At 69.4% G+C, this 26,441-nt stretch carries 26 protein-coding genes; 10 read left to right on the top strand and 16 right to left on the bottom strand.

Annotated elements, in window-relative coordinates; translation table 11 throughout:
- A complete protein-coding gene (locus JAN5088_RS14735; RefSeq protein WP_055683581.1) occupies nt 1-420 on the top strand; it encodes a DUF3806 domain-containing protein in 420 nt (139 codons plus the stop codon).
- 9 nt (nt 421-429) lie between these two features.
- Here the strand turns inward: JAN5088_RS14735 and JAN5088_RS14730 are convergent, their stop codons facing one another.
- From JAN5088_RS14730 to JAN5088_RS14700, 7 genes are all read right to left on the bottom strand, one after another.
- Nucleotides 430-1,215 (bottom strand): TatD family hydrolase, encoded by a 786-nt coding sequence (locus tag JAN5088_RS14730; RefSeq protein WP_055683580.1) that lies wholly within the window; start codon nt 1,213-1,215, stop codon nt 430-432.
- Nucleotides 1,216-1,252: 37 nt separating this feature from the next.
- On the bottom strand, nt 1,253-2,311 hold the full coding sequence (locus JAN5088_RS14725) for a DNA polymerase III subunit delta' (RefSeq protein WP_055683579.1): 1,059 nt from the start codon (nt 2,309-2,311) through the stop codon (nt 1,253-1,255).
- Nucleotides 2,308-2,901: a dTMP kinase gene (tmk, locus tag JAN5088_RS14720; protein WP_055683578.1), complete on the bottom strand. Its 594-nt coding sequence runs from the start codon at nt 2,899-2,901 to the stop codon at nt 2,308-2,310. Before tmk ends, JAN5088_RS14725 begins: the two co-directional genes overlap by 4 nt.
- Before the next feature lie 34 nt (nt 2,902-2,935).
- Nucleotides 2,936-4,093 carry a D-alanyl-D-alanine carboxypeptidase family protein gene (locus tag JAN5088_RS14715; protein WP_055683577.1) on the bottom strand — a complete coding sequence of 386 codons (1,158 nt, stop codon included), beginning with the start codon at nt 4,091-4,093 and terminating at the stop codon, nt 2,936-2,938.
- 46 nt (nt 4,094-4,139) lie between these two features.
- On the bottom strand, nt 4,140-5,174 hold the full coding sequence (locus JAN5088_RS14710) for an SPOR domain-containing protein (RefSeq protein WP_233489803.1): 1,035 nt from the start codon (nt 5,172-5,174) through the stop codon (nt 4,140-4,142).
- A gap of 192 nt (nt 5,175-5,366) precedes the next feature.
- Nucleotides 5,367-6,635, bottom strand: coding sequence for an ATP-dependent Clp protease ATP-binding subunit ClpX (gene clpX / locus JAN5088_RS14705; protein WP_055683575.1), 1,269 nt, complete (start codon nt 6,633-6,635; stop codon nt 5,367-5,369).
- Between the two features lie 221 nt (nt 6,636-6,856).
- Nucleotides 6,857-7,519: an ATP-dependent Clp protease proteolytic subunit gene (locus JAN5088_RS14700; RefSeq protein ID WP_055683574.1), complete on the bottom strand. Its 663-nt coding sequence runs from the start codon at nt 7,517-7,519 to the stop codon at nt 6,857-6,859.
- A gap of 193 nt (nt 7,520-7,712) precedes the next feature.
- Between JAN5088_RS14700 and JAN5088_RS19070 the strand changes: the two genes are divergently transcribed.
- Nucleotides 7,713-8,420 carry an ArsR/SmtB family transcription factor gene (locus tag JAN5088_RS19070; protein WP_055683573.1) on the top strand — a complete coding sequence of 236 codons (708 nt, stop codon included), beginning with the start codon at nt 7,713-7,715 and terminating at the stop codon, nt 8,418-8,420.
- On the opposite strand, the gene JAN5088_RS14690 is transcribed toward JAN5088_RS19070, so the two are convergent.
- Nucleotides 8,417-9,406: a GT-B fold glycosyltransferase domain-containing protein gene (locus JAN5088_RS14690; protein ID WP_055683572.1), complete on the bottom strand. Its 990-nt coding sequence runs from the start codon at nt 9,404-9,406 to the stop codon at nt 8,417-8,419. The two genes, JAN5088_RS19070 and JAN5088_RS14690, sit on opposite strands and share 4 nt — an antisense overlap.
- Entirely contained in the window at nt 9,403-12,504 is a 3,102-nt protein-coding gene (locus tag JAN5088_RS14685) for a valine--tRNA ligase (protein WP_055683571.1), read from the bottom strand. Before JAN5088_RS14685 ends, JAN5088_RS14690 begins: the two co-directional genes overlap by 4 nt.
- 133 nt (nt 12,505-12,637) lie before the next feature.
- Between JAN5088_RS14685 and JAN5088_RS14680 the strand changes: the two genes are divergently transcribed.
- Both JAN5088_RS14680 and JAN5088_RS14675 read left to right on the top strand, forming a co-directional pair.
- The gene (locus tag JAN5088_RS14680; RefSeq protein WP_055683802.1) at nt 12,638-14,935 is read left to right on the top strand and encodes a xanthine dehydrogenase family protein molybdopterin-binding subunit; all 2,298 of its coding nucleotides are present in this window, start codon (nt 12,638-12,640) and stop codon (nt 14,933-14,935) included.
- Nucleotides 14,922-15,983, top strand: a complete 1,062-nt coding sequence (locus JAN5088_RS14675; RefSeq protein WP_074962535.1) for a T6SS phospholipase effector Tle1-like catalytic domain-containing protein — start codon at nt 14,922-14,924, stop codon at nt 15,981-15,983. Before JAN5088_RS14680 ends, JAN5088_RS14675 begins: the two co-directional genes overlap by 14 nt.
- A 3-nt stretch (nt 15,984-15,986) precedes the next feature.
- Here JAN5088_RS14675 and JAN5088_RS14670 read toward each other — a convergent pair whose 3' ends face one another.
- From JAN5088_RS14670 to JAN5088_RS19465, 6 genes are read right to left on the bottom strand one after another with little or no spacing between them, the layout of a single operon-like run.
- Nucleotides 15,987-16,643, bottom strand: a complete 657-nt coding sequence (locus tag JAN5088_RS14670; protein ID WP_055683570.1) for a 5-formyltetrahydrofolate cyclo-ligase — start codon at nt 16,641-16,643, stop codon at nt 15,987-15,989.
- Between the two features lie 4 nt (nt 16,644-16,647).
- A complete protein-coding gene (locus JAN5088_RS14665; protein ID WP_055683569.1) occupies nt 16,648-17,961 on the bottom strand; it encodes an HlyC/CorC family transporter in 1,314 nt (437 codons plus the stop codon).
- 54 nt (nt 17,962-18,015) lie between these two features.
- The gene (locus JAN5088_RS14660) at nt 18,016-18,471 is read right to left on the bottom strand and encodes a YtoQ family protein (protein WP_055683568.1); all 456 of its coding nucleotides are present in this window, start codon (nt 18,469-18,471) and stop codon (nt 18,016-18,018) included.
- 16 nt (nt 18,472-18,487) lie between these two features.
- Nucleotides 18,488-19,423 (bottom strand): site-specific tyrosine recombinase XerD, encoded by a 936-nt coding sequence (locus JAN5088_RS14655; protein ID WP_055683567.1) that lies wholly within the window; start codon nt 19,421-19,423, stop codon nt 18,488-18,490.
- Nucleotides 19,420-20,928, bottom strand: a complete 1,509-nt coding sequence (locus JAN5088_RS14650; RefSeq protein WP_055683566.1) for a hypothetical protein — start codon at nt 20,926-20,928, stop codon at nt 19,420-19,422. The genes JAN5088_RS14655 and JAN5088_RS14650 overlap by 4 nt, the downstream gene beginning before the upstream one ends.
- Nucleotides 20,918-21,046 carry a hypothetical protein gene (locus JAN5088_RS19465; RefSeq protein ID WP_267885385.1) on the bottom strand — a complete coding sequence of 43 codons (129 nt, stop codon included), beginning with the start codon at nt 21,044-21,046 and terminating at the stop codon, nt 20,918-20,920. The genes JAN5088_RS14650 and JAN5088_RS19465 overlap by 11 nt, the downstream gene beginning before the upstream one ends.
- Before the next feature lie 87 nt (nt 21,047-21,133).
- Here JAN5088_RS19465 and JAN5088_RS14645 point away from each other — a divergent pair, with 87 nt between their 5' ends.
- The 3 genes from JAN5088_RS14645 to JAN5088_RS14635 are packed head-to-tail and all read left to right on the top strand — an operon-like array spanning nt 21,134 to nt 23,982.
- Entirely contained in the window at nt 21,134-21,718 is a 585-nt protein-coding gene (locus tag JAN5088_RS14645) for a shikimate kinase (RefSeq protein ID WP_074962536.1), read from the top strand.
- Nucleotides 21,715-22,812: a 3-dehydroquinate synthase gene (gene aroB / locus JAN5088_RS14640; protein WP_055683565.1), complete on the top strand. Its 1,098-nt coding sequence runs from the start codon at nt 21,715-21,717 to the stop codon at nt 22,810-22,812. The genes JAN5088_RS14645 and aroB overlap by 4 nt, the downstream gene beginning before the upstream one ends.
- Before the next feature lie 42 nt (nt 22,813-22,854).
- On the top strand, nt 22,855-23,982 hold the full coding sequence (locus JAN5088_RS14635; RefSeq protein WP_055683564.1) for a mechanosensitive ion channel family protein: 1,128 nt from the start codon (nt 22,855-22,857) through the stop codon (nt 23,980-23,982).
- Here the strand turns inward: JAN5088_RS14635 and JAN5088_RS14630 are convergent.
- Entirely contained in the window at nt 23,945-24,565 is a 621-nt protein-coding gene (locus JAN5088_RS14630; RefSeq protein WP_074962561.1) for a histidine phosphotransferase family protein, read from the bottom strand. The two genes, JAN5088_RS14635 and JAN5088_RS14630, sit on opposite strands and share 38 nt — an antisense overlap.
- 27 nt (nt 24,566-24,592) lie before the next feature.
- Here JAN5088_RS14630 and JAN5088_RS14625 point away from each other — a divergent pair, with 27 nt between their 5' ends.
- The 3 genes from JAN5088_RS14625 (at nt 24,593) to olsA (ending at nt 26,441) form a co-directional block, all read left to right on the top strand.
- A complete protein-coding gene (locus tag JAN5088_RS14625; RefSeq protein ID WP_055683562.1) occupies nt 24,593-24,772 on the top strand; it encodes a DUF3553 domain-containing protein in 180 nt (59 codons plus the stop codon).
- 104 nt (nt 24,773-24,876) lie between these two features.
- Nucleotides 24,877-25,581, top strand: coding sequence for a GNAT family N-acetyltransferase (locus JAN5088_RS14620; protein ID WP_055683561.1), 705 nt, complete (start codon nt 24,877-24,879; stop codon nt 25,579-25,581).
- Entirely contained in the window at nt 25,578-26,441 is an 864-nt protein-coding gene (gene olsA, locus JAN5088_RS14615; RefSeq protein WP_503089867.1) for a lyso-ornithine lipid O-acyltransferase, read from the top strand. The genes JAN5088_RS14620 and olsA overlap by 4 nt, the downstream gene beginning before the upstream one ends.

Raw genomic sequence — 26,441 nt, 5'->3', positions numbered from 1 at the left:
ATGACCGACGACCGCCAGCCCGCGACTGACGAGGATCTCGCCCTGATCGACGGCTGGACAGCCTGGGTCGCCGACCATGCGGAGCCTGCGGCCGTCCTCGACAGTCACGACGCCATCATGGACCACCTGACCGGCCTTCTGGCCGAGGATTTCATCGCGGAATACGGTGGCGAGGAGTTCTTCGCCTTCGGCATCGTCTGGGGCGAGGCGCTGAGGATGAAGAACGACGGCTGGAAATGGGTGTCGATCCCGACGGAGGAGGGGCGGACGCTGGTGCTCGACGTCTCCGCCGACGACAGCCTGGCCGATCCGCAGGCGCTGGTGGCGCCCGGTCACCTGATGGCCCGCCGCGCCGGCATGACGGAGCGTCAGGATCCCCGGATGCTGGAGACGCTGCTCATGTCGGAAATCCGCACGTAGCCTTGCGCGTCAGACCCGTGCCCTGGTGAACAACCGCTCGAAGTTCGCCTCGGTCGCGGCGGCGAAATCGGCGTAGTCCATTCCGAAGATCTCCGCGCCCTTGCGGGCGGTGAGGTTGACGAAGGACGGCTCGTTCCGGCGGCCGCGATGGGGAGGGGGGGCGAGATAGGGGCTGTCCGTCTCGACCAGCACGCGGTCGAGCGGCGCGCGCGCGAAGATGTCGCGCAACTCCTGCGACCGGGGGAAGGCCACGATGCCGGACATCGACAGATAGAACCCCAGGTCGAGCGCCGCCTCGGCCAGCGCGGCGCCACTGCTGAAGCAGTGCATGACGCAACGGTAGGGCCCGGCTCGATGCTCCTCGGACAGGATGCGCGCCATGTCGTCGTCGGCGTCCCGCGCGTGGATGATGAGGGGCAGGCCGGTGCGGCGGCTGGCCTCGATGTGCACGCGCAGGCTTTCCTGCTGCGCGGCCTTGCTGTCTGCGGTGTAGTGATAGTCGAGCCCCGTCTCGCCGATGCCCACCATGCGCGGATGCCCGGCCAGCCCGGCAAGGTCGTCCACCGTGGCCATCGGCTCCTCCGCCACCGACATCGGATGCGTCCCGGCGGCCCAGAAGACCGCGGGATGGCTCTCGGCGATGGTGCGGACGGCGGGGGCGTTGCGGAGTTTCGTGCAGATCGTGACCATGCGGTGCACGCCCGCGGCGGCGGCGCGGTCGATGATCTCCGGAAGCTCCTCAGCGAGCTGCGGGAAGTCCAGGTGGCAATGGCTGTCGGTGATTTTCGGTTCCATGGCCGCGACCTAGGCCCGTGTCCTGCGGGACGCAACCTCAGACGCGGCGGGCCTGCGCGTCGATCCGGGCCAGCGCGTCCCAGACGATGGCGGCGGGGTCCACGTTGACGCCATGGGCGTGCGCCGCGCGGTCGCCGACCTGTTGCGACAGCTGCGCCCAGTCGCGGGCGGCGGCATCGTGGGGGGCAAGCCGCGTCAGGGTCCGTACCTCGTTCTCGGGCGCGTCGCCGGGCGGGCCGAGCAGGCCCGCGCGGGCGGCGCGGTGCAGCAAGCGGTCGATGGCGGCCATCGTCGCGTCATAGGCGGCGGCGCCCGTCCTGCCGGCGCAGGCATCGGCCAGCTTGCGGGCACGCGCACGGTCCATCTGGGGCCGGGCGAACAGGTCGATCAGCGCCTCGTAGGTCTCGGCCCCGCCCTGCGACAGTTGCAGCGCCGCGCCCACCGACCCCTCCGCCAAAGGTGAGGCGGCGGCCGGATGCCCCCCGGCCTGAACCACCGCCGCCTCCAGCGACTGCGCGTCGAGCGGGGCAAGCCGCAGCACCCGGCAGCGCGAGCGGATCGTGGGCAGCAGGCGCGCCGGCTGGTGGCTGATGAGCAGCAGGGTCGCGCCCGCCGGCGGCTCCTCCAGCAGCTTGAGGATGGCGTTCGCGGCCGAGGGGTTCAGGTCGTCGGCCGGATCGACGATGACCACGCGGCGCCCGCCCGCCGACAGGCCGAAAAAGCCGTTCAGCCGCCGCACCTCATCCACCGTGATCTGGGTCTTCAGCTTCTTCGTCTTGTCGTCCCAGGGCCGGCGCAGCAGCATCAACGCGGGGTCCGACAGCGCGCGGATGCGGGGCAGGGCGGGGTGGCCCGGCGGGGGGTCCAACGTCTCGGCCCGCGCCGGCGGATCGGTGAGCAGGAACCGCGCGATCCGCCAGGCGAGCGTCGCCTTGCCCACCCCGCGCGCACCGGTCAGGCGCCAGCCGTGGTGTGGCCGGCCGCTGTTCCAGGCGTCCAGGAATTCGGTTTCCGCCGCTTCCTGGCCGAACAGTCTTTTCGTCTTGCGCGGATGCGGGGCGTCGCCCGCGCGGTCGGCTTGGGGCAGGTCGCTCACAACAGGGCCTCGATGCGCGCGGCCACGGTACCCGCGTCGGCGGCGCCGTCGACGGTGCGGATGCGGTCGGGGAACTCCTGCGCCAGCGACAGGAATCCGGCGCGCAGACGCTCCTGAAAGGCCAGGCCCAGATCCTCGAACCGATCCTCGCCCGAGGCGCGGGCCAGGCCACGCGACAGGGCCTCGCGCGGGTCCATGTCGATCAGGACGGTCAGATCCGGCTCGCGTCCGATCATGAGGTGGTGGAGCGCGTCCACCGTATCGCGGGAACCGCCGCGCGTGGCCTGATAGACCCGGGTCGAATCGGCGAAACGGTCCGTCACCACCCAGTCGCCGCGCGCCAGCGCGGGGTCGATCAGCCGCTCCAAATGGTCCCGCCGCGCGGCGTTGAACAAAAGAAGCTCGGTCTCGGCCGACCAGCGATCGGGCTCCCCCTCGACCAGCAGGCGGCGAATGGCCTCCGCACCTTCGCTGCCGCCTGGCTCCCGCGTCAGGGTCACGGCATGGCCGCGTGCGCGCAGGGTGTCGGCCAGCCGACGCGCCTGGGTCGACTTGCCGGACCCGTCGATGCCTTCGAGCGATATGAACATGGGCCGGAGCCTTATCAGCCCCCAGTGCCGCCCTCTACCGGAAACGTTCCATGGCGGTGCCCAGAACCTCGCCCGCGACACGACCGCCCGCAATCTGGATGCGGCGCAGGGGACCGGCGCGGGGCACATCGGCGCCTGCGACCAGCGGCACGACCATCGGCTCGATCCCCGGATGGGCGAGCGTCAGGGTGCCGAGCCGGGTGCCGGCCTCGACCGGCGCCTCGATCGGGCCGTCGTAGGCGATCTCGCCCGAGACCGCCTCCCGCCCGGACGTGGGCAGGAGCATCGTGAGACCGACTTCGGGAACCAGCGGCACCGTCGCCGCCTCGCCCATGAAGACGTCGGCGGTCATCGCGGGAATCGCATCGACCGCCAGGTCCACCTCGGCGAACTGGCGGAACGCCCAGTTCACGATGCGCTCGCTCTCGTCCGCCCGCTGGCTGGGGCTTTCGAGCCCCGAGATTACGAAGGTCACGCGCCGGTCGCCCTGCACCGCGCTGCCGACAAGGCCGTAGCCCGCCTCCTGCGTGTGACCGGTCTTGAGACCGTCGGCCCCGATGCCCAGCGTCAGAAGGGGGTTGCGGTTGAAGCGGTTGGAAGGTGAGCGGCCGTCGAAGGCGAACTCCCGCTCCGCGAAATAGGGGTAGTATTGCGGAAAGTCGGTGATGAGCTTTTCGGCCAGGATCGCCAGGTCGTTCATCGACATGACGTGCCCGGCGGCGGGCCAGCCGTTGGAGTTGCGGAACATCGAATTGCCCATGCCGATCTCATGCGCGCGTTCCGTCATCATCTGGGCGAAACCGTCCTCGGTCCCGTCGGGCGACAGGGCCTCGGCCAGCACGGCGGTCGCGTCGTTGCCCGACAGGACGACGACGCCGCGGATCAGGTCCTCGACCCGGACGCGGTCGCGCGGATCGAGAAACATGGTCGAGCCGCCGTATTGCGCCGCGTGGGCCGAGACCGGCAGTTCGGTGTCGAGCGTCAGGCGCCCGTCCTCCAACGCCTCGAACACCATGTAGAGGGTCATCAGCTTGGACATGGACGCCGGCGGCAGGGGCACGTCGGCGTTCTTGGACAGCAGCGTCTGCCCTGTGTTGTGGTCCACCACGACGGCGGAGCCGGCCTGGGTCGAAAACTCCTGCGCCAGGGCGGGCGAGGCGAGCAGAAGGGCGGCGATCAAGGGGCGAAGCATGGCGGAACCCTTCGGTACGGAATGGGAATCGAGGCGCTATAGGCCCTCAGCCGCGGGTCGCGAAAGCGTCCGGAAAGCCCAGGTCCCTTACCTTGCGGATAACCGCCGCCCGGTCGCCCGTCGACCCCGAAGGCGTCGCCAGCACACGCCAGACTTGACGATTTCCGCTGTCCTGAGCCTGAACCGTGGCCGAAAGGCCCGCGTCCGTCAACTTCTGCCCGGCGGCCCGGGCGTTCTTCTCGACCGAGAAGGTGGCGACCTGGACCACTCCGCCGCCTGTCGTCGGTGCCGCAGGTGCGTCGAGCGAGGTCTGCGTGACCGCCACCGCCGTGGCCGCGACCGGCTCCGGCATCGCTGTCTCGTCGGGCATGGGCGCGGGGGCCTGCCGTCCGCGCCGGAAGATGCGGGTGAAGATGTTGCCGCGACGCGGTTCGGCCTGCACCACGGCGACCGGGGCGGGTGTCCCGGAGGTGTCGAGCGCGGCGACGGCGGCGGTGGCCACGGCGGTCGCTTCCTGCGGCGCGGGTTCGACGGCGGCAACCTCGGGGGTGGCTTCCGCCATCGTCGGATCGGCCCCGGCGGTCAGGATCGCTCCGGTCTCGGCCGGGACGACGGGCGGAACGGCGGGCGCGGACACCTCCTCGCGGCGCAGGGCGACCACGTCGATCGGGCTGGGCGATCCGGCAAGGATGCCGAGCGACGCTGCCGCGTCCGACGACAGTTGCAGCGGCGGGCCGGGGTTGTCGCGTTCGCGCTTGAACAGGGCACCGACCACGGTCTTGCCGTTTCCTGGATTGCGGATCAGGACGCGCTCCGGGTCCGTGACGCCAGGCGCCGCGACCCAGACACCGCCCAGCGACGGCCGTCCGTCCCACAGGGCGCTGTCCTTGACCTGGAATATCTCGGGCGCCTCGACGTCGCGGTCGACGAGCTGGACGCTGCCCCTGGGCGATGCGGCGCGCGTCGCGTCGCCGCCGCCGGTGGCGCCCGGCTGACAGCCCGCGATCAGGGCGATCAGCGCCAGAGATGTCGAAAACCGGATGGAAGCGGGCGTCCTCGCCCCGTCGAATGCCTGTCGCACTGTCGAATGTCCCATGATCTGCTACTGCCCATGGCGCCCCGTTGACCGGAGCTGCCTTGCGTCCGACCGTAGCGAAGGATCGCGAACCTGTGAAGTCCGTTGCGAAGGGCGCGACAATTCGCGGAAAAACGTGGCGATTATGTCTGCCGCGTCAGCGGCGGCCGCAAGATGCGGACCGCCGATTCCGCCCCGTCAGCCCGCCGTCGCCGACTCCCTCGTCTTGTCGTCGGAGTGGATCAGCAGGGGCTTCACCTCGCGGCGCACGGCCTCCTCGTTCACCACGACTTCGTCCACGGTATCCAGACCCGGCAGTTCGAACATCGTGTCGAGCAGGATGTCCTCCATGATAGACCGCAGGCCGCGAGCGCCGGTCTTGCGCTGGATGGCGCGCTTGCCGATCGCCTGAAGCGCGTCCTCGGTGAAGGTCAGCTTGACGTTCTCCAGCTCGAACAGGCGCTGATACTGCTTGACCAGGGCGTTCTTGGGCTGCGTCAGGATGATGACCAGCGCGTCGAGGTCCAGATCGGTCAGCGTCGCGATGACGGGCAGGCGGCCGACGAATTCGGGGATCAGGCCGAACTTCAGCAGGTCCTCCGGCTCCAGGTCCTTGAAGTATTCGCCCACGGATTTCTCGTCGGGTGCCTTCACGTCCGCGCCGAAGCCCATGCTGGACCCCTTGCCACGCTGCGCGATGATCTTGTCCAGGCCCGCGAAGGCGCCGCCGCAGACGAACAGGATGTTGGTCGTGTCCACCTGCAGGAACTCCTGCTGGGGATGCTTGCGCCCGCCCTGCGGCGGGACGGAGGCGACCGTGCCCTCCATGATCTTGAGCAGCGCCTGCTGCACCCCTTCGCCCGACACGTCGCGGGTGATCGAGGGGTTGTCGGACTTGCGCGTGATCTTGTCGACCTCGTCGATATAGACGATGCCCCGCTGCGCCCGCTCGACGTTGTATTCGCTGGCTTGCAGCAGCTTGAGGATGATGTTCTCGACATCCTCGCCCACGTATCCGGCTTCGGTCAGGGTCGTCGCATCGGCCATGGTGAACGGCACGTCGAGGATGCGCGCCAGCGTCTGCGCCAGCAGCGTCTTGCCGCAGCCCGTGGGGCCGATCAGCAGGATGTTCGACTTTGCCAGCTCGATGTCGGACTTCCCCGAATTGTCGAGCCGCTTGTAATGGTTGTGGACCGCCACCGACAGGACGCGCTTGGCGTGCTCCTGCCCGATGACGTAGTCGTCCAGCACCTTGCAGATCTCGCGCGGGGTGGGCGTGCCGTCGGAGGATTTCAGGCCCGCGGCCTTCGTCTCCTCGCGGATGATGTCCATGCACAGCTCGACGCATTCGTCGCAGATGAACACCGTCGGCCCCGCGATCAGCTTGCGGACCTCATGCTGGGACTTGCCGCAGAAGCTGCAATAGAGCGTATTCTTGCCGTCGCCCGAATTGGATGTGTTGGCCATCGTCGCCTCCTTGGTCCGTGCGGCCCTGCCGGGACCGCCGACCCCGGGGGCCATCGTCCCCGCCGCTTGAATTCGATTTGTCGCAAAGCCTAGGCGGAAGCAACGGGGGCCACAATGCCAAAATCCCGTGCGCCGCCCGGCGGATCGTGCCGCCCGGGGGCGGGTCGGGCACGGCGGCGACGGCCGCCGGGCCCTGCGTCATCGGGGGCCGGGGGCCCGCGTTACTTCTTGTCGGAGCCCTTGTCGTCCGACGCCTTGTCGTCGGGCTTGGCGTCGCCGCGGCTCTCGACGATCTCGTCGATGTGACCCCAGTCCTTCGCCTCCTGCGGCGACATGAAGCGGTCGCGCTCCAGCGTCTTCTCGACTTCCTCGTAGTCGTTGCCGGTGTGCTTGACGTAGATCTCGTAAAGCTGCTTGCGGACCTTCTCGGTCTCGCGCGCATGGATCAGGATATCCGTGGCCTGACCCTGATAGCCGCCGGACGGCTGGTGGACCATGATCCGGCTGTTGGGCAGGCTGAATCGCATCCCCTTGGCGCCCGCGACCGACAGGACAGATCCCATCGACGCGGCCTGGCCCACGACCAGCGTGGACACGGCGGGCCGGATGTACTGCATCGTGTCGTAGATCGACAGGCCGGCCGTTACCACGCCGCCGGGGCTGTTGATGTACATGCTGATTTCCTTGGACGGGTTCTCCGCCTCCAGGTGCAGCAGCTGCGCGACGACAAGCTGGCTCATCCCGTCGTGGACGGGGCCGTTCACGAAAATGATCCGCTCCTTGAGAAGGCGCGAGAAGATGTCATAGGCCCGCTCGCCGCGCGACGTCTGTTCGACCACCATGGGCACGAGGTTGTTGTGGAATTGGTCGACCGGGTCGATCATGGAGCTGTCCCTTTTTCCAACCGGCCCGCGCCTGTCGCGGCGGCATCGGGCGCGAACCTATGCGCGCGGCGGGGGGGCTTCAAGGCGATCCCGGCGGTCTTCGCGCGCGCCCCGGCTGGCGGACCTGCGCCGCACAGCGCGCCCTTCCGGGGTCGCGATTGACCGCATGTCGCGGACGAGACTAGGGAAAGCCATGACATACGACACGATCCTGACGGCCCTTGCGGACCCGACGCGGCGGGCCGTTCTCGACCGCCTCCGGGGCGGACCGATGGCCGTGGGCCGGATCGCGGACGGGATGCCGGTCTCGCGCCCGGCCGTGTCGCAGCACCTGAAGATCCTTCTCGATGCGGGTCTCGTGTCGGTCCAGGGCAAGGGCACCCGCAACCTCTATGCGCTCGTGCCCGGGGGCGCGGCGCCGCTGGGCGACTGGCTGGGCGACCTGCGGGCCGACCGGCCGGCGCCCGGCCCCGCGGGCGGCCTTCAGCGCAGCCTGACGACGCGCCTGACCCCGGCCGAGGCATGGAAGCTGTTCTGCGACGACATCGCGATCTGGTGGCCCGTGGCCCGCGTGTCGCTGTCGGCCCGCAGCGACGGGGCCCTGCCGCAGGGCGTCACGCTCGACGCGGCGGAGGGCGGCATCCTGCGCGAGGTGTTGTTCGACGGCACGCAGGGCGACTGGGCACGGGTGACGCGGGCCGTCGTGCCGGAGCAGCTGATGCTCGACTGGCGGTTGGGCACGCCCGACGGGTCCGTCGTCGCGCTGGCCTTCGCGGCCGAACCGGGCGGCTCGCGCCTCACGCTGACCCACGATGCGGACGACGGCGACACGGCTGCCATGTGGGATACCGTGCTCGACCGCTTCGCCGCCGCGGCCAACTCCAGCCTGTCGAACTTCTAGCGCAGCCAGAGCCCTTCGCGTTTCAATCGGTTGCGGATCGCCTGTTCCTTGGGCGGCAGGTCCGCGCGGTCGAACAGCGCGCGCGCCTTGGCGCCCTTGGGCTGATAGAGGAACCGCTTGAAGGGCTCATAGTCCTTCAGGACCTTCTTGACCGGGTTGGGGGCGGTCGCGGCCGTGACCGCCTCGACCGCATGATCAGGGGCGGTGGCGAACATCAGCGGCAGGAAACGGTAGTGGAAGGAGTGGCTTCCGTCGAAGACGCCGTCCGCGATGCCGCCCTTGTCGCCCGGACGTCCGCCGCCCAGTTCGTGGATGGCCAGCGGCAGCGCGGCCTGGTCGAGCCAGGGGTCGAGCGTCTGGCAGACGATCTCCTCCGGCGGGTCGTCGCGGATCATCAGCGCGGCATCGCGGAAGGCGTCGTGAAAGGCGCGGGGGTTGGCGCCGAAGAACCAGCCGGCATTGAAATAGAGATACCGGCGCCAGTATTCGTCGGGCCAGCTTTCGTCGATCGTATCCTCCAACCGGCCGCCGCGCCGTGCATGAAGAACGCCCCATATGTCATTGTAACCTGGGCCATAAAGTTCGATCTCTGGCCATGTTCCCTCACGCTTCATCGACGCGGACGGGCGGGTGAAGTCGATGTCCAGATCGGCCAGTTCCGCCGTGATGACAGTGTCGGTGTCGAAGAATACGAAGGGTTCGTCGGGCAGGGTGACAAGGCCCTCGATCTTGTTGCCCTGCGGATAGTAGTGGCCGAAGTGCCAGTTGCGGAACGGCACGATCTCGGCGCCGAGATCGGTCAGAAGGTCGCGCTGCGGCCCGTCGGGGATGCGAGGGTCGTCGGGCCAGCGGTCGCCCGGTTCCGGCTCGGCCACGATCAGGCGGCCGGACCAGCCGGGCGAGTTGTGGCGCAGCGTCGCGGCGAACAGCGCCGCCTCGTGTGTAAGGCGGCCTTTCTGCCCTATTATCAGGATGTTGAACGTCACCCGAGTTGCGCGAGGCTGTCGAGCGCCGCGCGGATCACGCCCGCTTCCTCCTGCCGGGCGGCAAGGTTCGCGCGGGTGTCCTCGACCACCTCGGGCGGGGCGGAAGCGGCAAAGTTCGGGTTGTTCACGCGACCTTCCATGCCCTTGATCTCCTTGCCGAGTTTCGCCAGCGACTTCTCCAGCCTCGCCTTTTCGGCGGCCACGTCGATCACCCCGTCCAGAGGCAGGGCAAATCGGGCGCCCTTCGCCGTCACCGCGATCGACCCGCGCGGGGCTTGGCCGTCGGCAATGCCGGAAATCCGTGCAAGCCGTTGGATCGACGCCATGTTCCGGTCGGCCGCCTGACGGGCGGCCTCATCGCGGTCGACGGCGATCACGGGGATGACGGCGCCGGCCGGCACGTTCATTTGGGCGCGCGCGGAGCGGACCGCCTCGACGAAGCCGATGACCCATCGCATCTCCGATTCCGCAGCCGGATCAATCAGGTCCGGGGTGATCTTCACAGGCCAGTCGCCCGTCACCAGCATCCCGTCGTGGTCCGTGACGGTCCAGAGTTCCTCGGTCACGAAGGGCATGAAGGGGTGCAGCAGGATCATGCACTGTTCCAGCACCCAACCCATGACGGCCTGCGTCTCGTCCTTGCCGGCCACGCCCTCGTCCTGCAGGACGGGCTTCGACAGTTCGACATACCAGTCGCAGACCACGTTCCAGACGAAGCGATAGAGCGCGTTCGCCGCATCGTCGAAGCGATAGGCGGCGAGCGCCTCGTCCACCTCCTGCCGCACGCGGGCGACCTCGCCCATGATCCACTTGTTGACGGTCAAATCCGCAGCGGGGGGCGTCGACCCGGCGAAGGTCACGCCGTTCATTTCCGCGAAACGGACGGCGTTCCAGAGCTTAGTGCCGAAGTTGCGATAGCCCGCGATCCGCTGCGGGTCGAGCTTCAGCGACCCGCCCATCGACGCCATCGCCGCGTTGGTGAACCGCAGGGCATCGGCGCCGTATTCGTCGATCACCTCAAGCGGGTCGACGACGTTGCCCAGCGACTTGGACATCTTCTTGCCCTTCGCATCGCGGACCAGCCCGTGCAGATAGACGGTGCGAAACGGCACCTGGCCCACGACGGCCAGCTGCATCATCATCATCCGCGCGACCCAGAAGAACAGAATGTCCTGCCCGGTCACGAGGGTCGAGGTCGGGAAATACCGCTCCAGCGCCGTGGTCCGTTCGGGCCAGCCCAGCGTGCCGATAGGCCAGAGCCCGGAGGAGAACCAGGTGTCCAGCACGTCCGGGTCGCGGAACGCGGGAATGGACTGCGGGCCCTGCTGCTGGCGGATGCGGCCACCGGTGCGGGTCCGCAGGCCCGACAGGTCGTCGCGGATCACGTCGAGCGCGGCATCCTCGTCGGGCACGAAGCGCACGTCCGCGTCCTCGCCGTGGATCAGGCGGATCTGTCGCAGGGCATCGTCCGCGTCCGGCGCGCAGATCGGCAGCCAGTCGGCATCCCCGTCGGGGTCGAGCGTGTACCACACCGGCACCTGATGCCCCCACCAGAGCTGGCGCGAGATGCACCACGGCTCGATATTCTCCAGCCAGTGGAAATACACCTTGCGATCGCTCTCGGGCAGGATCGTGACGTCCCCGTTGCGCACGGCGTCGATGGCGGGCTGCACGATCTTGGCGGTATCCACGAACCACTGGTCGGTCAGCATCGGCTCGATCACGACCTTCGAACGGTCGCCATAGGGCTGCATGATCGGCCGCGCCTCGACCAGCGGCACCAGCGCCTCGTCCTCCGTCCGCATGTCGCCCCCTTCGGAGGCGTCGAGCGGCGGCGCGCCGGTGACATCCGCCGTGGCCGACCCCGCGCCCGCGCCCAGGCGCGGGTCGGTGGCGGGAACCATGACGGCCAGTCCCTCGGCGGTGATATCCGCGATCACGGCACGGCGCGCGTCGAACCGGTCGAGCCCCCGGTAGGCGTCGGGCACGAGGTTGATCGCGTCGATCTCGCCTTCGGTCATCTCGGCGCCGTCGACGATCTCCTGCGCCTTGGCCGCCGCCTCGGCATAGGGGGGGCCGTCGTCGCGCATCACGCCGCGCGTATCCATCAGGCGATAGCAGGGGATACCGTTCCGCTTGGCGACCGCATAGTCGTTGAAATCATGCGCCCCGGTGATCTTGACCGCGCCGGAACCGAAGTCGGGGTCCGGATAGTCGTCGGTGATGATCGGGATCAGCCGTCGCTGCGCCTTCGGCCCCACCGGAATCTCGCAGAGCTTGCCGACGATGGGCGCATAGCGCTTGTCGGACGGATGCACCGCCACCGCGCCGTCGCCCAGCATCGTCTCGGGGCGCGTCGTGGCGATGGAGATGTAGTCGCGCTCCTCCTCGAACAGGATCTCGCCGTCCTCGTCGCGCTCGACGTAGGTATAAGTCTCGCCCCCGGCCAGCGGATACCTGAAGTGCCACATGTGGCCCGCCGTCTCGATGTTCTCGACCTCGAGGTCCGAGATCGCCGTCTCGAAATGCGGGTCCCAGTTCACGAGGCGCTTGCCGCGGTAGATCAGGCCTTGCCGATACATCTCGACGAAGACCTTGATGACGGCGTCGTGGAAGTTGCCCTCCTCGCCCGCGGGGGCGCCCGGCGCGCCCGACATGGTGAAGGCCATCCGGTCCCAGTCGCAGGAGGCGCCCAGTCGGGTCAGCTGTTCGCGGATTCGGCCGCCGGATTTCACCTTCTGGTCCCAGACGCGGGCGGTGAAGTCCTGCCGCGTGAAGTCGCGGCGGGTCTTGCCTTCGGCGGCCAGTTCCCGCTCCACCACCATCTGCGTGGCGATGCCGGCGTGGTCGGTGCCGGGCTGCCACAGCGTGTCGAACCCCCGCATCCGGTGCCAGCGGACGAGGATGTCCTGCAACGTGTTGTTGAAGGCGTGCCCGATGTGCAGGCTGCCGGTGACGTTGGGCGGCGGGATGAGGATCGAGAACGTCTCGGCCCCCGGCTTCGCCCCGGCGCCTGCGCGGAAATGGCCGCCTTCGATCCACCTGGCGCTGATCCGGGCCTCGGCCTCGGCCGGGTTGAAGGTCTTTTCCATCGCCATCTGGGTACTCCGCGTCGCTGTCGCCTGCGGGGATAGCGAATGGCCCGGCCAAGGGGAAGGGCGGCGCATCTTGCGTGCCGGGTGCGGAACGCTAAGGTCTGCCGCGACCCCTGATACCCGGAGCGATGCGATGATCCAGAAGTTCGGCCTGAGCCAGTCGACCCGCCGCGCCGAGGACCCGCGCCTGCTGACCGGGCGGGGCGCCTATGTGGACGACACCGCACCGGCGGGGGCGCTCTACGCCTATGTCCTGCGCTCGCCCGTCGCGCACGCGCGCATCGCGGAAATCGACGCGGAGGATGCGCGGGGGATGCCGGGGGTAGCCGCCATCCTGCTGGCGTCGGACATCGAAGCGGCGGACGTCCTGAACCATCTGCCGACCACGGTCGCGAAGAACCGCGACGGATCGTCGGCCGCCGACCCGCAGCGGCCGATCCTGGCGCGTGACGTCGTGCGGTTCGTGGGCGAGCCGGTGGCGCTGGTCGTCGCCGACACGCTGGCGCAGGCGCGCGACGCGGCCGAGGCGATCATGGTCGATTTCGACGACCTGCCCGTGAAAGTGGACGTAGCGCCCGGCGGTCCGGCCCTGCACGAGGAGGCGCCGGACAACGTGGCCTACGACTATGCCAAGGGCGACGAGGAGGCCTGCGAAGCGGCGCTGGCCCGTGCGGCGCGGGTGGTCGAGCTGACGGTGGACGACAACCGCATCATCTGCGCCTCGCTGGAGCCGCGCGGTGTCTGGGCCGAACCGGAGGGTGAGCGGTTGCACGTCTGCGTCAACGGGCAGGGCGTCTGGGGCATCCGCGACCAGGTGGCCGACTCGCTGCGGCTGGACCGCGAAGCGGTGCGGGTAACGACCCCGGACGTGGGCGGCGGCTTCGGCATGAAGGCGAACATGTATCCCGAAACGGTGCTGGTTCCGCACGCCGCCCGCGCGCTCGGCCGTGCCGTCCGCTGGATGGGCGACCGGTCGGAGGCGATGCTGTCCGACAACGCGGGCCGCGACCTGATCTGTCACGCGAAGCTCGGCTTCGATGAGGACAACCGCCTGATCGCTTACCGGATGGACAACGTGGCGAACATGGGGGCCTACAACTCCGGCTACGCCCAGCACATCCAGTCGGAGCTGTTCAGCAAGGTCATGCCCGGCTGCTATGACGTGCAGGCGTGTTTCATGACGTCGAAGGGCGTCTACACCAACACTACGCAGGTGGATGCCTATCGCGGGGCCGGCCGGCCCGAAGCCATCTATGTGCTGGAACGCGCGATGGATTACGCTGCGAAGAAGCTGGGCGTCGACCGCTTCGACCTGCGCCGCCGGTGCTTCATCCAGCGCGACCAATTCCCCTATGTCAGCGCCATGGGCGAGACCTATGACGTGGGCGATTTTCCCCGCGTCCTCGGCCGCGCCATGGCCGAGGCCGACGTGGCCGGCTTCGACGCACGGCGGCAGGAGAGCGGGGCGCGGGGGCGGCTGCGGGGTCTGGGCCTTTGCTATTATATCGAATCGATCCTGGGGAACCCGACGGAACACGCCGAGATCGAGTTTACCGCAGACGGCCGCGTGTCCCTCTATGTCGGAACGCAGTCGAACGGGCAGGGGCATGAGACGGTCTATCGCCAGTTCCTCGCCACCCATCTGGGCGTGGCGCCCGAGATGGTGGACATCGTGCAGGGCGACAGCGACCGCATCGCCACGGGCGGCGGCACCGGCGGGTCGCGCTCCGTCACCACGCAGGGCACCGCCAACCGCGCCACGGCCGAGAAGGTGGTCGAGAAGTTCACGCCCTTCGTCGCCGACCTGATGGAGGTGGAGGAGGTCGCCTTCGAGGACGGCGCGTTCCGTTCCCCCGGATCGAACCGCGTGATCGACGTGCTGGAGGCTGCGGCCGAGGCGCGCAAGGCCGGGCGCGAGGACCTGCTGCGCACGCGCGAGACGACGAAGCTGCCGGGGCGGTCCTATCCCAACGGCGCCCATCTCTGCGAGGTCGAGATCGACCCCGACACCGGGCACCTGGACGTGGTGAAATACACCGTGGTCGACGATTTCGGCAACCTGATGAACCCCATGCTGGCCGAAGGCCAGGTCCACGGCGGCGTGGCGCAGGGCATCGGGCAGGCAGTGTCCGAGCATGTGGTCTACGACGAGGACGGGCAGCTTCTGACCGCGTCATTCATGGACTACGGGATGCCCCGCGCCGTGGCCCTGCCGATGATCGCGTTCCATTCCGAACCCGTGCCCTCCACCGCCAACGTGCTGGGGATGAAGGGCTGCGGCGAGGCCGGGACCGTGGGCGCCATGGCGGCCGTGGGCAACGCGGCGCTCGACGCGCTCTGGCCGCTGGGGCTGCGGCGGGTGGACATGCCGTTCACCCCGGCGCGGGTCTGGGCGATGCTTCAGCAGGCGAAGGGTTCCCTTGCCGCTGAATGACTTCCTCCGGCGCATCTGGCGACGAGGCGACCTGACGGTCAAACGGCCCGAGCCGTCGTCGCGCACGCATGTCGTCCTGCTGGACGGAACCATGTCGTCGCTGGTGCCGGGACGCGAGACGTCGATCGGCCTGATCTATCGCCTGCTGGACGCCGATACGGACCACAACCTCTATTATGAGCCGGGCATCGAATGGCGCGGCTGGCGCCATGTGGCCGAGATCATGGCCGGCGTCGGCATCAACCACCAGATCCGCCGCGCCTATGCGTTTCTGGCCACGCATTATCGTCCCGGCGACCGGGTGTTCGTGCTGGGCTATTCGCGCGGCGCCTACGGCGTGCGGGCGCTGGCGGGGATGATCGACCGTGTGGGCCTGCTGTTGCCCGAAAACGTGGACGACGCCATGGTGCACCACGCCTATGATCATTACCGCGGCGATCCGACCCGGCCGGAAGCGCGCAGCTTCACTGCCCGGTACTGCCAACCCCGTGCGGGGGTCACGGCCGTCGGCGTGTTCGATACCGTGCAGGCCGTGGGCATTCGCTCGCCGCTCCTCTGGCGCCTGTTCCCCCAGGTCCACGCCTTCCGGTCGCACCGGCTGGGCCGGACCATCGAACACGGCTTTCACGCCATGGCGCTGGACGAGACGCGGATGGCCTATGCGCTCGACCGCTGGCGCACCAACGGCACGCGGACCGCCAGCGTCGAGCAGGTCTGGTTCCGCGGAACCCACGGCGACCTGGGCGGACAGCTTGGCGGCGCGGCGGATTCGCGGCCGCTGTCGAACATCCCGCTGGTCTGGCTTTTGTCGCGGTTGCAGTCGGTTGGCCTGGACCTGCCCGACGGCTGGCAGGACCGCTTTCCCACCGATGCGACTGCCCCGTCGGTCGGCAACTGGCGCGGCTTCGGGGCCGTCTTCCTCGCCCGCCGTCGCCGCGTCGTCGGTTTGGACGCGAGTGAGAGCTTGCACCTTTCGGCCGCCGACCACCGCGCCTCCGCCGTCCTGCGGATATGGGCGCCGAGGCGCGCGGCCGAGGCGGCGGAGTAGGAGTCAGGCCGACGCCGACAGGATTCGTCCGTCGCCCAGCAGGACCGTGTCCATCGGCACGTCCCACGGCTGCGGAAAGATCGTGGACATTTCGCAGAAGCCTTGGCCCACACCGATGCGACGCGGCAGCGGGGACATGGCGGCGAAGGTCATGTCGTAGTAGCCGCCGCCGTTCCCGAGCCTGAAGCAGGCCGCGTCCACCCCCACCAGCGGCACCAGCGCGGTGTCGGGTGTCAACGCCCCTGTCGCCTTCGGCACCGGAATGTTCCACGCGCCGCGCTCCATGGCGCAGCCCGGCGACCACGGGCGGAACACCATGGGCCGCCCCTTTTCGACCACGACCGGCAGCGCCATCTGAGCGTCGCGCCGGTGCGCGTCCGCCATCCAGTCGCGCAGGTCCAGCTCCCCCCGAATAGGCCACCAGGCGGCGATTGTGCGGCCGCGCACCTCGCCCAGCGTCTCGTCCATCATCCGCAGCACCTGCGCCGTCTGGGCTGCGCGGTCGTCCTGCGCCATGCCGCGCCGCAGGGCATAAAGGCGTTCGCGCTCGGCCCGGCGGAACCGGGTCACGTCGCGCCAAGTCGCCTGATCGACGGGATGACCCGCGATCAGGTCCTGCGCGAAACAGGGCGGCGTGCGCCCGATGTCGTCGTCCTGCATCGGCCTAGCCCAGCGGCCTGATCCGCAACTGCGTGATCCGGTTGGCCTTGCGCTCGGCGACCTCGAAGCGGAAGCCGTGGAAGCTGAAGACCTGGCCGCGCGTGGGGATCGTCTGCGCCTCGTGGATGACGAGGCCCGCGACGGTATTCGCCTCGTCGTCGGGCAGGCCCCATTCGGTCGCCCGGTTCAGGTCGCGGATCGTCATGGCGCCGTCGATCAGATAGGTGCCGTCGGCATCGGCCTTGAGCACCGGCTCCTCCGCACGGTCATGCTCATCGGTGATCTCGCCCACGATCTCCTCCAGGATGTCCTCCAGCGTGATGAGGCCCTGAAGCGCGCCGTATTCGTCCACCACCAGCGCGAAATGCGTGTGGCGGCGCAGGAACTGGCGCATCTGGTCGTCCATCGTCGTCGTCTCGGGGACGAAATAGGGCTCCATCATCACCTCGGTCACGTCAAAACGCGTCAGGGCGTCGGCGTTCGCCCCCTCGGCCTTGGCGATGCGGTGGATGGCGCGCAGCAGGTCCTTGGTATGCAGCACTCCGATGATGTTCTCGGGCTCGCCGCGATAGACCGGCATCCGGGTGTGCGAACTTGCCAGCACCTGATCCAGGATGTCGCCCGGCCGGGCCTCCACGTCGATCATCTCGATCCCCGAGCGGTGGAGCATGATCTCCTCCACGAAGCGGTCCGACAGGTCGAGCGCGCCCAGCAGGCGGTCGCGGTCCTCCTTCTCCACGCCCCCCTCGGTATGGCCCAGCGTGATCGCGCCCACGATCTCCTCATGCGCGGACATGATTCTGCTGTCGGGGTCGGTGGCCACGCCGAACAGCTGCAGCACGCCGCGCACCAGCGCGCGAACCGCCGACACCACCGGGCTGAACACCCGGATCACCACCGAAATCGGCGGCGCGACCAGTGCGGCGGCGCGTTCGGGGTTCGTGATCGCATAGGTCTTGGGCAGCACTTCGGCGAAGACCAGCACCAGCGCCGTCATCACCAGCGTCGCCACCGCGACCCCCTGCTGGCCGAACAACGTGGTGAAAAGCGCCGTGGCCAGCGATGCCGCAAGGATGTTGACGATGTTGTTGCCCAGAAGGACCGACCCGATCAGGCGCTCGCTGTCCTCGGTCACGGCCAGCGCGCGTTCGGCGCTGCCGTTGCCCTTGTCGGCCTGGCTGCGCAGCTTGCCGCGGCTCGCCGCCGTCAGCGCCGTTTCCGACCCCGAGAAAAAGGCCGACAGCATGAGAAGGAACAGGATCGCGGCCGCCGTGCCCAGCGTCGCGCCCCAGTTGATCGTCTGAATGGCGGTGTCCATGGGGGGGTTATGGGCGCGCGTCCGTCCTGCGGCAAGGGACTAGGCTTGCGCCCGTCAGCCGGGCAGGGTGCCACGCTCCACATAGGTCAGGATCTGCACGACCTGCTCGGGCGTCTCGACCACGGCGAGGGCGGCGGCGTCCACTTCCTTCAGGGGGTGCTGATGCTCGGGGCCATGCATCACGATCAGCGACTTGCCCAGGGCGGCGGCCATGCCCGCATCGAAGGCCGCGTTCCATTGCTTGTACTTCTCGCCGAAGCGGACGACGACGATATCCGCCTGCTCCAGCCCCCGTCGGGTGCGGATGGCGTTCAGCTTGGCGCCCTTGTGGTCATGCCAGAACTTGTCCGCTTCGGCCCCCATGATCGCGACGCCGCAATCGTCGGAGGCCTCGTGATCGGTGACGGGCGCCGAAAACGCGACATCCAGCCCAGCCCGGTCGCAGCCGTCGAGGATGTCCTGCCGCCAGTCGGTGTGGATTTCGCCGGACAGATAGACGTTGAGGGTCATCGGGGTCTCCTTCAGATCACGAACCGGCCAGCGGATGATGCGTCAGCACCAGCTCCCGCAGGCGGGTTTCAAGGACGTGGGTATAGATTTCGGTGGTCGAGATGTCAGCGTGGCCCAGCATGGTCTGGATCGCCCTGAGGTCGGCGCCGCCCGACAGAAGATGCGTGGCGAAGGCGTGGCGCAGGACATGGGGGCTGACCTTGGCGGGGTCGAGCCCGGCAAAGGCGGCGAGCGCCTTGATCCGGCCGTGAAACCAGATGCGGGTCAGGTGCCCCGACTTGCCGCGCGACGGGAACAGATGCGCGGGCGCGGGGGTGCCGCGTTCGACGCGGTTGCGGTCGGCCTCGGCGTCGCGAAAGGCCAGCCAGGCGGCCATGGCGTCGCGCGCCTGGGGCGACAGGGGGACCATGCGTTCCTTGCCGCCCTTGCCCCGCACCAGCAGCATCCGGGGGTCGCCCCGCGCCGCCGAGACGGGCAGGCCCACAAGCTCGCTCACCCGCATGCCCGTGGCATAGAGCAGCTGCATCAGGCAGGTGTCGCGCAGACGCTCCAACTCGGTCCGGCCCATATCCTCGGCAGCGTTGAGCAGGGCATCGACCTGCGCCTCCGACAGGGTCTTGGGCAGGCTTTTCGGCTTCTGCGGGCCCGAAATGCGGATGGCCGGATCGTCCTGCCGCAGCCCGTCGTCATAGGCGAAACGGTAAAGCCCCCGGATCGCCGCCAGACGCCGCGCGCGGGTCGATGCGGCCAGTCCCGCCGCCTCGCAGGCGATCAGGTAGGCTTCGATCTGCGCCTTGGTGGCGGTGGCGACGGTCTGCCCCCGCGCCGTCAGATGCGCCGCATAGTCGTCGAGGTCGCGCCGGTAGGCCATCAGCGAGTTCAGCGCCGCGCCACGCTCGGCCGCCTGCGCCTCCAGGAACAGGTCGATCCAGAGGGCGCCCGTCCCCGTCATCCGAGCAGGAGTTGCAGCGCCGTGCGCCGCGCCACGTCCTCCAGCCCGACGGAGCGGAAGAAGGCCAGCGCGTCGGCGATGTCCTGGGGGTCGGCCCCGGCCCCGCCCTTGAGCAGGATGGCCGATTCCAGCAGCGCTTCGCCCAGCCGGCCGTCCTTTGCCAGCCGCGTCAGGTGATCGGGCGGGGTGCCGGTCATGCCGTCCGCGATGGCCTGCGGCAGCGGGCCGGGCGGCGGCGCGGCATCATGGTCGCCCTGGGCCAGGGCCACGGCGAAGGTATCGCGGGGCAGGCTCGGGTCGGCGCTCCGCGCGACGGATTCATAGGACGGCGAAAGGAGGCCCACCCGCAACGCCAGTTCGTCCGCCGCACCGGTCAGGTCGATCTGCGACAGCCGCTCGCCGTAGAGCGTGGCGAAGGGCACGAGCAGCCCCGCGTCGCGCATTCGCGCCACCGCCGAAGGCAGCGCATCGCCCACCGCATCCGGGTCGCCCGCCAGCAGCGCCGTGTCGAGCCGCTGGATGGCGGTCGCCCGGTCCCACACGCCGCCCGAGGCCGAAGGCCGCCCTTCGGTATAGAGCGCGAGCAGCCGGTTGGGGTCGAGCGCCTGAACCCGGACCAGACGCTCCGCCGCCTCGATCTGCGCCTTCCAGCCGGTCGTGGGCCGCAGGTCGGCCACCGCGAAGGCGAGCGGCAGGTCGAGGGTCGGGGGCGTCTCGCCGATCCCGTCGAGCAGGCGGAACGCCAGCGGCGTCATGGGCCGGGGCGGGATGGGCGGCGGCTCCCCCTCGAACAGTTCGGGGTCGAGGAAGTTGGCGAGGAGGAGCTCCTCCTCCTCCGTCACGGCGCCGAGCGCGCGCGCGGTGTCGAGCGTCAGCGCCGCCGCCGCCCAGTCGCCGGTGCGCGACAGGCAGAAGATGCGCGCGGGCAGCGTCGGCGCCACGCCGGGATTGGCCGTCATCACGTCGCAGGCCCGCGTGTCGAACCCGGTCAGAAGGGACGTGTCCCACCACCGCCGGAACGCCGCCGCATCGGTCGCGCCCGCCCGCTCCATCAACGCCTGCGCCTGGTCGAGCGCGCCGAACCGCAAGAGCGCGTCCACGCGGGCGAAGAACAGAAGGTCCGGGTCGCTCGTGGCTCTCGGCGGGTCGAGTTCCGCCAGCATCAGCATCAGCACCAGATCCTGCATGGCGGGCATCGCGTCGCTGGGCAGGTCGCGGATCAGCGCGGCCACCCGCCGTGGATCGGACCCGGCGAAGGCGTCGCGCGGCAGCCCCGTCAGGCTCGCCGCCAGCAGGCCGACGGCATCGCGGCTGGTCTGGCCCAGCGGCATCACGGCGATGTCGGTGCCGGTCAGCGGCGTCGCCGCCGGCTCGTCGGTGCGGGGCTGGGTGCGGGGGGCGGCCAGACTGTCGGAGAGCCACGGGATGGCGGAGTCGGGCGCCTGCTGCGCCGTGGCGGCGGAACAGGTCGCGATCAGCGCCAGGGCCGCGACGTCAACCCGCATCAATCTCGATCGTCTCGGTGACGGGCGCCGTCTCCGGCTCCAGCAGGTAGGAATAACCGAACAGGGCCAAGGCGCCGAGGACGAGAAGGATCAAGAGGTATTTGAGGAACCGGAACATGCCTGCCTTGCCGCGTTATCGTTGCATCCATTGTGGCGGGCGCAGATATAGATGGCAATGTGTCAGGCGACAGGACGTGAAAGCGGCATGCAGGCGATGGGCGACAAGATGCCGGGCGGGCCTTCCGCGCCGGGGGGGCGATTGACGCGCCCGGTCGTTCTCGTCGGCATGATGGGCTGCGGCAAGACGGCGGTGGGCACGGCGCTCGCCACGCGGCTCGGCGTGCCGTTCCGCGACACCGACGAGGCGATGGTGGCGGCCGCGCGCATGACCATCCCCGAAATTTTCGCCCGCGACGGCGAGGCCTTCTTCCGCGCGCGCGAGACCGAGGTTTTGCGCCGCCTTCTGCGGGAGGGGCCGGGCGTCCTGTCCACCGGCGGCGGGGCCTTCCTGCGCCCCGAGAACCGCGCGGCCATCGACGGGGCGGGCGTGTCGGTCTGGCTGCGCGCCGATGGCGAGCTGCTGTGGAACCGGGTGAAGCACAAGACGACGCGCCCGCTTTTGATGACGGACGACCCCAAGGGGACGCTGCTGTCGCTGCTGGCGGTGCGGACGCCGTCCTACGAACAGGCGCGGCTGACGGTCGATTGCGCCCCTGCGCTGTCGATACCGCAGATGGTGGACCGGGTGATCGACGTCCTGTCGCGCAACGAGGTGCTGGAGGCCCGATGACCGAAACCGTGCATGTTCCCCTGGGCGACAGGGCCTATGACGTCCACGTCGGACGGGGGCTGATCGGCCGCGCGGGCGAGGCGGTCGCCCCCTTTCTGCGCCGGCGCCGGGTCTTCGTCGTCACCGAACGCCGCGTTGCCGGGCTGCATCTGGAGCGGCTGCGGGCGGGACTGGGCGACATCGACGCGCCCGCCCTGCTGCTGGAGCCGGGGGAGGGGACCAAGAACTGGGCCGGGCTGACGCAGACGGTGGAATGGCTGCTCGACCAAAACTGCGAACGCGGCGATGTCGTCGTGGCCTTCGGTGGGGGCGTGATCGGCGATCTGGCCGGGTTCGCCGCCGCCGTCCTGCGGCGCGGGGTCCGCTTCGTGCAGATCCCCACGTCGCTGCTGGCGCAGGTGGATTCGTCGGTGGGCGGCAAGACCGGCATCAACACGCGCCACGGCAAGAACCTGGTGGGCGCGTTCCACCAGCCGGCGCTGGTGCTGGCGGATGTCGACATCCTCGATACGCTGACGCCGCGCGACTTTCGCGCGGGCTATGGCGAGGTGGTGAAATACGGGCTTCTTGGCGACGCGGAGTTCTTTGCCTGGCTTGAGGAGAACGCGACCGCGCTCGCCTCCGACCCCGGCCTTCGGGTGCGCGCGGTCCGCCATTCGGTGCAGATGAAAGCCGACATCGTGGAGCGCGACGAGACCGAGCAAGGCGACCGCGCGCTTTTGAACCTGGGCCATACCTTCTGCCACGCGCTGGAGGCGGCAACGGGGTACGGCGACCGCCTGCTTCATGGCGAGGGCGTGGCCATCGGTTGCGCGCTGGCCTTCGACCTGTCGGCGCGGCTGGGCCTGTGTTCGCAGGAAGACCCGAGCCGCGTGCGCGCGCATCTGCAGGCGATGGGCATGATGCGCGACCTGCGCGACATCCCGGGCGACCTGCCGGGGGCCGAGACGCTGCTGTCGCTGATGGGGCAGGACAAGAAGGTCGTGGACGGACGGCTGCGGTTCGTGCTGGCGCGGGGCATTGGACAGGCCTTCGTGACCGACGATGTGCCGGCCGAACGGGTGCTGCACGTGCTGCGCGCCTCGGCCGCGTAAGGCGGTGAAACCGATCCCGCTCCACGGCCGTTGGGCCGCCTGATGGACAGGCTTCAAACCTTCTACGACCGCCTTGCGACCTGGCGTGACGGGCTTCCGGCGCTGGTCGTCTCGGCCGGAGTGCTTCTCATAGCCATCGGCGCGGCGCTCGCCCTTCATGCGGTGATCTTCGACAAGATCCTCGCGCGCAGGCTGCGGCGCGATACCCTCGCTGCGATCCTGCTGCGCCGGGCGCGGCGGCCCCTGCGGCTGGTGGCCGTCCTGCTCGCGGTGGCCATGGTCGCGCCCGGCCTGACGCTGCCGTTGTCACTCCATGACGTGCTGCGGCAGATGGCGGCGGTGGCCATCGTGATCCTCATCGGCTGGGCCGTCCTGATCGTCATCGACGTGCTGGCGGAATGGTCTTTCCGGCGCTACCGGCTCGATGCCACCGACAACCTGATGGCGCGGAAATACGTCACGCAAGTCCGCATCCTGCGTCGGACGGCCAAGATCGTGGTCGTCATCCTGACCATCGGCGCGGTTCTGGTGACGTTCGAGGGGGTGCGCGAGTACGGCGTGTCGCTGTTCGCCTCGGCCGGCGCGGCGGGCCTCGTGCTGGGCATTGCCGCGCGGCCGGTCCTGTCGAACCTGATCGCGGGCATCCAGATCGCCCTGACGCAGCCGATCCGGCTGGACGACGTCGTGGTGATCGAAGGCGAATGGGGCCGGATCGAGGAGATCTATGCCACCTTCGTCGTCGTCAAGATCTGGGACTGGCGTCGCATGGTGGTGCCCTTGAGCTACTTCATCGAGCAACCGTTCCAGAACTGGACCCGGCAGAGCGCGACGATCCTCGGCTCGGTCTACTGGTATGTCGATTACACGATGCCGATGGCGGAGATGCGTGCCAAGGCGGAGGAACTGATCGCCTCCGACCCGCTCTGGGACGGGCAGGCGAAGGGGGTGCAGGTCGTCGACGCGGACCGGCAGACCATGCAGGTCCGCGCGGTGATGTCGTCGCGGGATTCGGGCGCAAACTTCGACCTGCGCTGCAACGTGCGCGAGGGGATGCTGGCCTGGATGCAGGAGGTCCACCCGGACTCGCTGCCCCGCAACCGGGGCGAGTTGTCCGTGGCACCCGAGCCGGAGCCTAGACGATCAGGCTCAGATGGGTTTCGTCCGCGCTGACCGAGACGGGGCGGCGCAGGCGGCGGGAGGCGCGGGCGAGGATGCCGAACTGCACCTCCGCGCCCTTGAGGTCCTGCGGCAGCTTTCCCCGGCCGAGCGATTCCCACAGCGTCGCGTCGATCCGCAGACGCTTTGCGTCGACGTGGCAGACCCAGGCGGCCTCGTTGCGGATGACTTCGACCTTGGCGCCCCAGGGGGTCGCCACCTCGATGCAGTTGAGCGCGAGGCAGGCGAGCCGCACTTCGGCGCGGGGCCGGTCGGCGTCGTCGCGCCAGAGAACCCGCGTCCGCGTCTCGGCATACATCGCGTCCAGCGTATCGCGCACGTCGCGGGCGGGCAGCATCGCGTCGTCCTGACCCGCGCCGAAGGCCAGGCGGAAGAACCGGATCCGTGCCATCGCGGCGTCGAGCGAGGCGCGGATCAGCTTCATCTCCTCCTTGCCGTCGTCTTCGGCCATCTCCAGCAGTTCGAGACCGTTGCCGATCGCACCGATGGGGTTGACGAGATCATGGCAAAGCCGCGATCCAAGCAGGGCCAGAAGGTCGGGCCCCTCCGGTTCGTCGGGTCGGTTCGTGTCCACCATCGCATCCCTCATCGGCGGGTCAGAGTCATGCAGGATCTCAATTCGTTTCTGGAGCCGGGTATGCTGGTCCGCCATCCCGCGCAACCCGACTGGGGCGTGGGGCAGGTGCAGTCCGTCATCGGTGCGCGGATTACCGTCAACTTCGAGAATACCGGCAAGCTGGTGCTGGATGGAAATGTCATCGCGCTGGTCCCCGTCTATGACTGATCTCCGGATCGCACGGGAATGGTTACCAAAAGGTTGACCCAACCCGAATTCCCCTACGTCGCCGGCGGTTGCGCGGGGGCGGCGCGCGCCGTAGGCAGCGGCCCATGTCCCGCCTGACCCTGTCCCTGACGCGCGACCCCGAGCAGGTGCGCGCCGCCCGCGCCCTGCGCCACGCGGTCTTCGTGGACGAGATGGGCGCGACCACGCCGGAGGCCGAGGGCGATGCCTTCGACGACGCCTGCGACCACCTGATCCTGCACGACCCCGCCCGCACCGACCTGGGCGTCGTGGCCACCCTGCGGATCGCCGATGGCGCGGACCTGACCGCGCGCGAGTTCGACCTGTCGGTCCTCGAGCGCCAAGGGCCGCGGCTGGCCGAGCCGGGGCGGGTCTGCCTGCACCCCGACTATCGCGGAGGCACGGCAGGTTTCATCCTTTTCAAGGGGATGCTGGACGTTCTTCGTGCGCGCAAGGTCGATTTCGCCGTTGGTGCCGCGTCCTTCCCCGGCGCCGATCCTGTCCGCCACATGCCCGCCCTGCGCCGCCTCCGGCAGGAGGCGCTGGCACCCCCGAACCTGCGCCCCGTCGCACGCGGGCCGGGCGCCATCGCCGTCACGGGCGAGGCACCCAGGGCCGCGATGGGCGAGGTGCCCGCGCTGGTCAAGTCGTACCTGAGGGCCGGGGCCTGGGTGGGCGACGGCGCCTATGTGGACCGGGCCTTCAACACTGTCGACGTCTGCATGGTGCTCGACCTCGCACGGGTCCGCCTGCCGGCCTTCGCGGGCGCATGGACGGGCGACGGCTCGTGACCTGGGACGACGGGATCGACCCGCCCGCGCCCCGCATGACGGCCGGCGCCTGGCTGCGCGTGGCGCTGCGGGGCACGGCGCTGGCGATGCTGGTGTTCGGCGGTCTCCTTCTGCTCATTCTCCTGCGGCTGGTCGAACGGCCGCTGTTCGGCCTGCGCCGTTCGGTGACGCCCTGGATCACGCAGGGCGTCTGCAAGGGCGCCTTCGTCATCATCGGCCTGCGGCGCGAGGTGCAGGGCGCCGTGATGCGCGGCACGGGCGCGGTGGTGGCGAACCATTCGTCCTGGCTCGACATCTTCGCGCTCAACGCGTCGAAGCGCATCTATTTCGTCTCGAAGTCCGAGGTCGCCGCTTGGCCCGGCATCGGTTGGCTGGCGCGGGCGACGGGCACGGTCTTCATCCGCCGCGACCCGCGCGACGCCCGGCAGCAGAAGGCGGTGTTCGAGGAACGGCTGCGCGTGGGCCATAGGCTTCTGTTCTTTCCCGAGGGCACCAGCACCGACGGCTTGCGCGTGCTGCCGTTCAAGACGACGCTGTTCGCGGCCTTCTTCTCGGACGGGTTGCCGGACATGCAGGTGCAGCCCGTGACGCTTGCCTATCACGCGCCGCCGGGGGAGCCTGCGACCTTCTATGGCTGGTGGGGCGGGCAGGGGTTCGGGGAGCATCTGCTGCGGATGCTCGCGGCGCCGCGCCATGGGCGGGTGGAGGTCATCTATCACCCGCCGCTGCGTGTGGCCGACCACGGCGACCGCAAGGCGCTGGCGCGGGCGGCGGAACGGGCGGTGCGCGACGGAATGCGGGAGTCGGGTCTGCTGGCGGCAGGCGGGGGGCCAGCCCCCCGCGATCCCCGGACCATCTGA

Source organism: Jannaschia rubra (assembly GCF_001403735.1).
Classification (GTDB): domain Bacteria; phylum Pseudomonadota; class Alphaproteobacteria; order Rhodobacterales; family Rhodobacteraceae; genus Jannaschia; species Jannaschia rubra.
The sequence above is the reverse complement of the archived record's forward strand: the minus strand, read 5'-3'. Positions and strand labels throughout refer to the sequence as shown.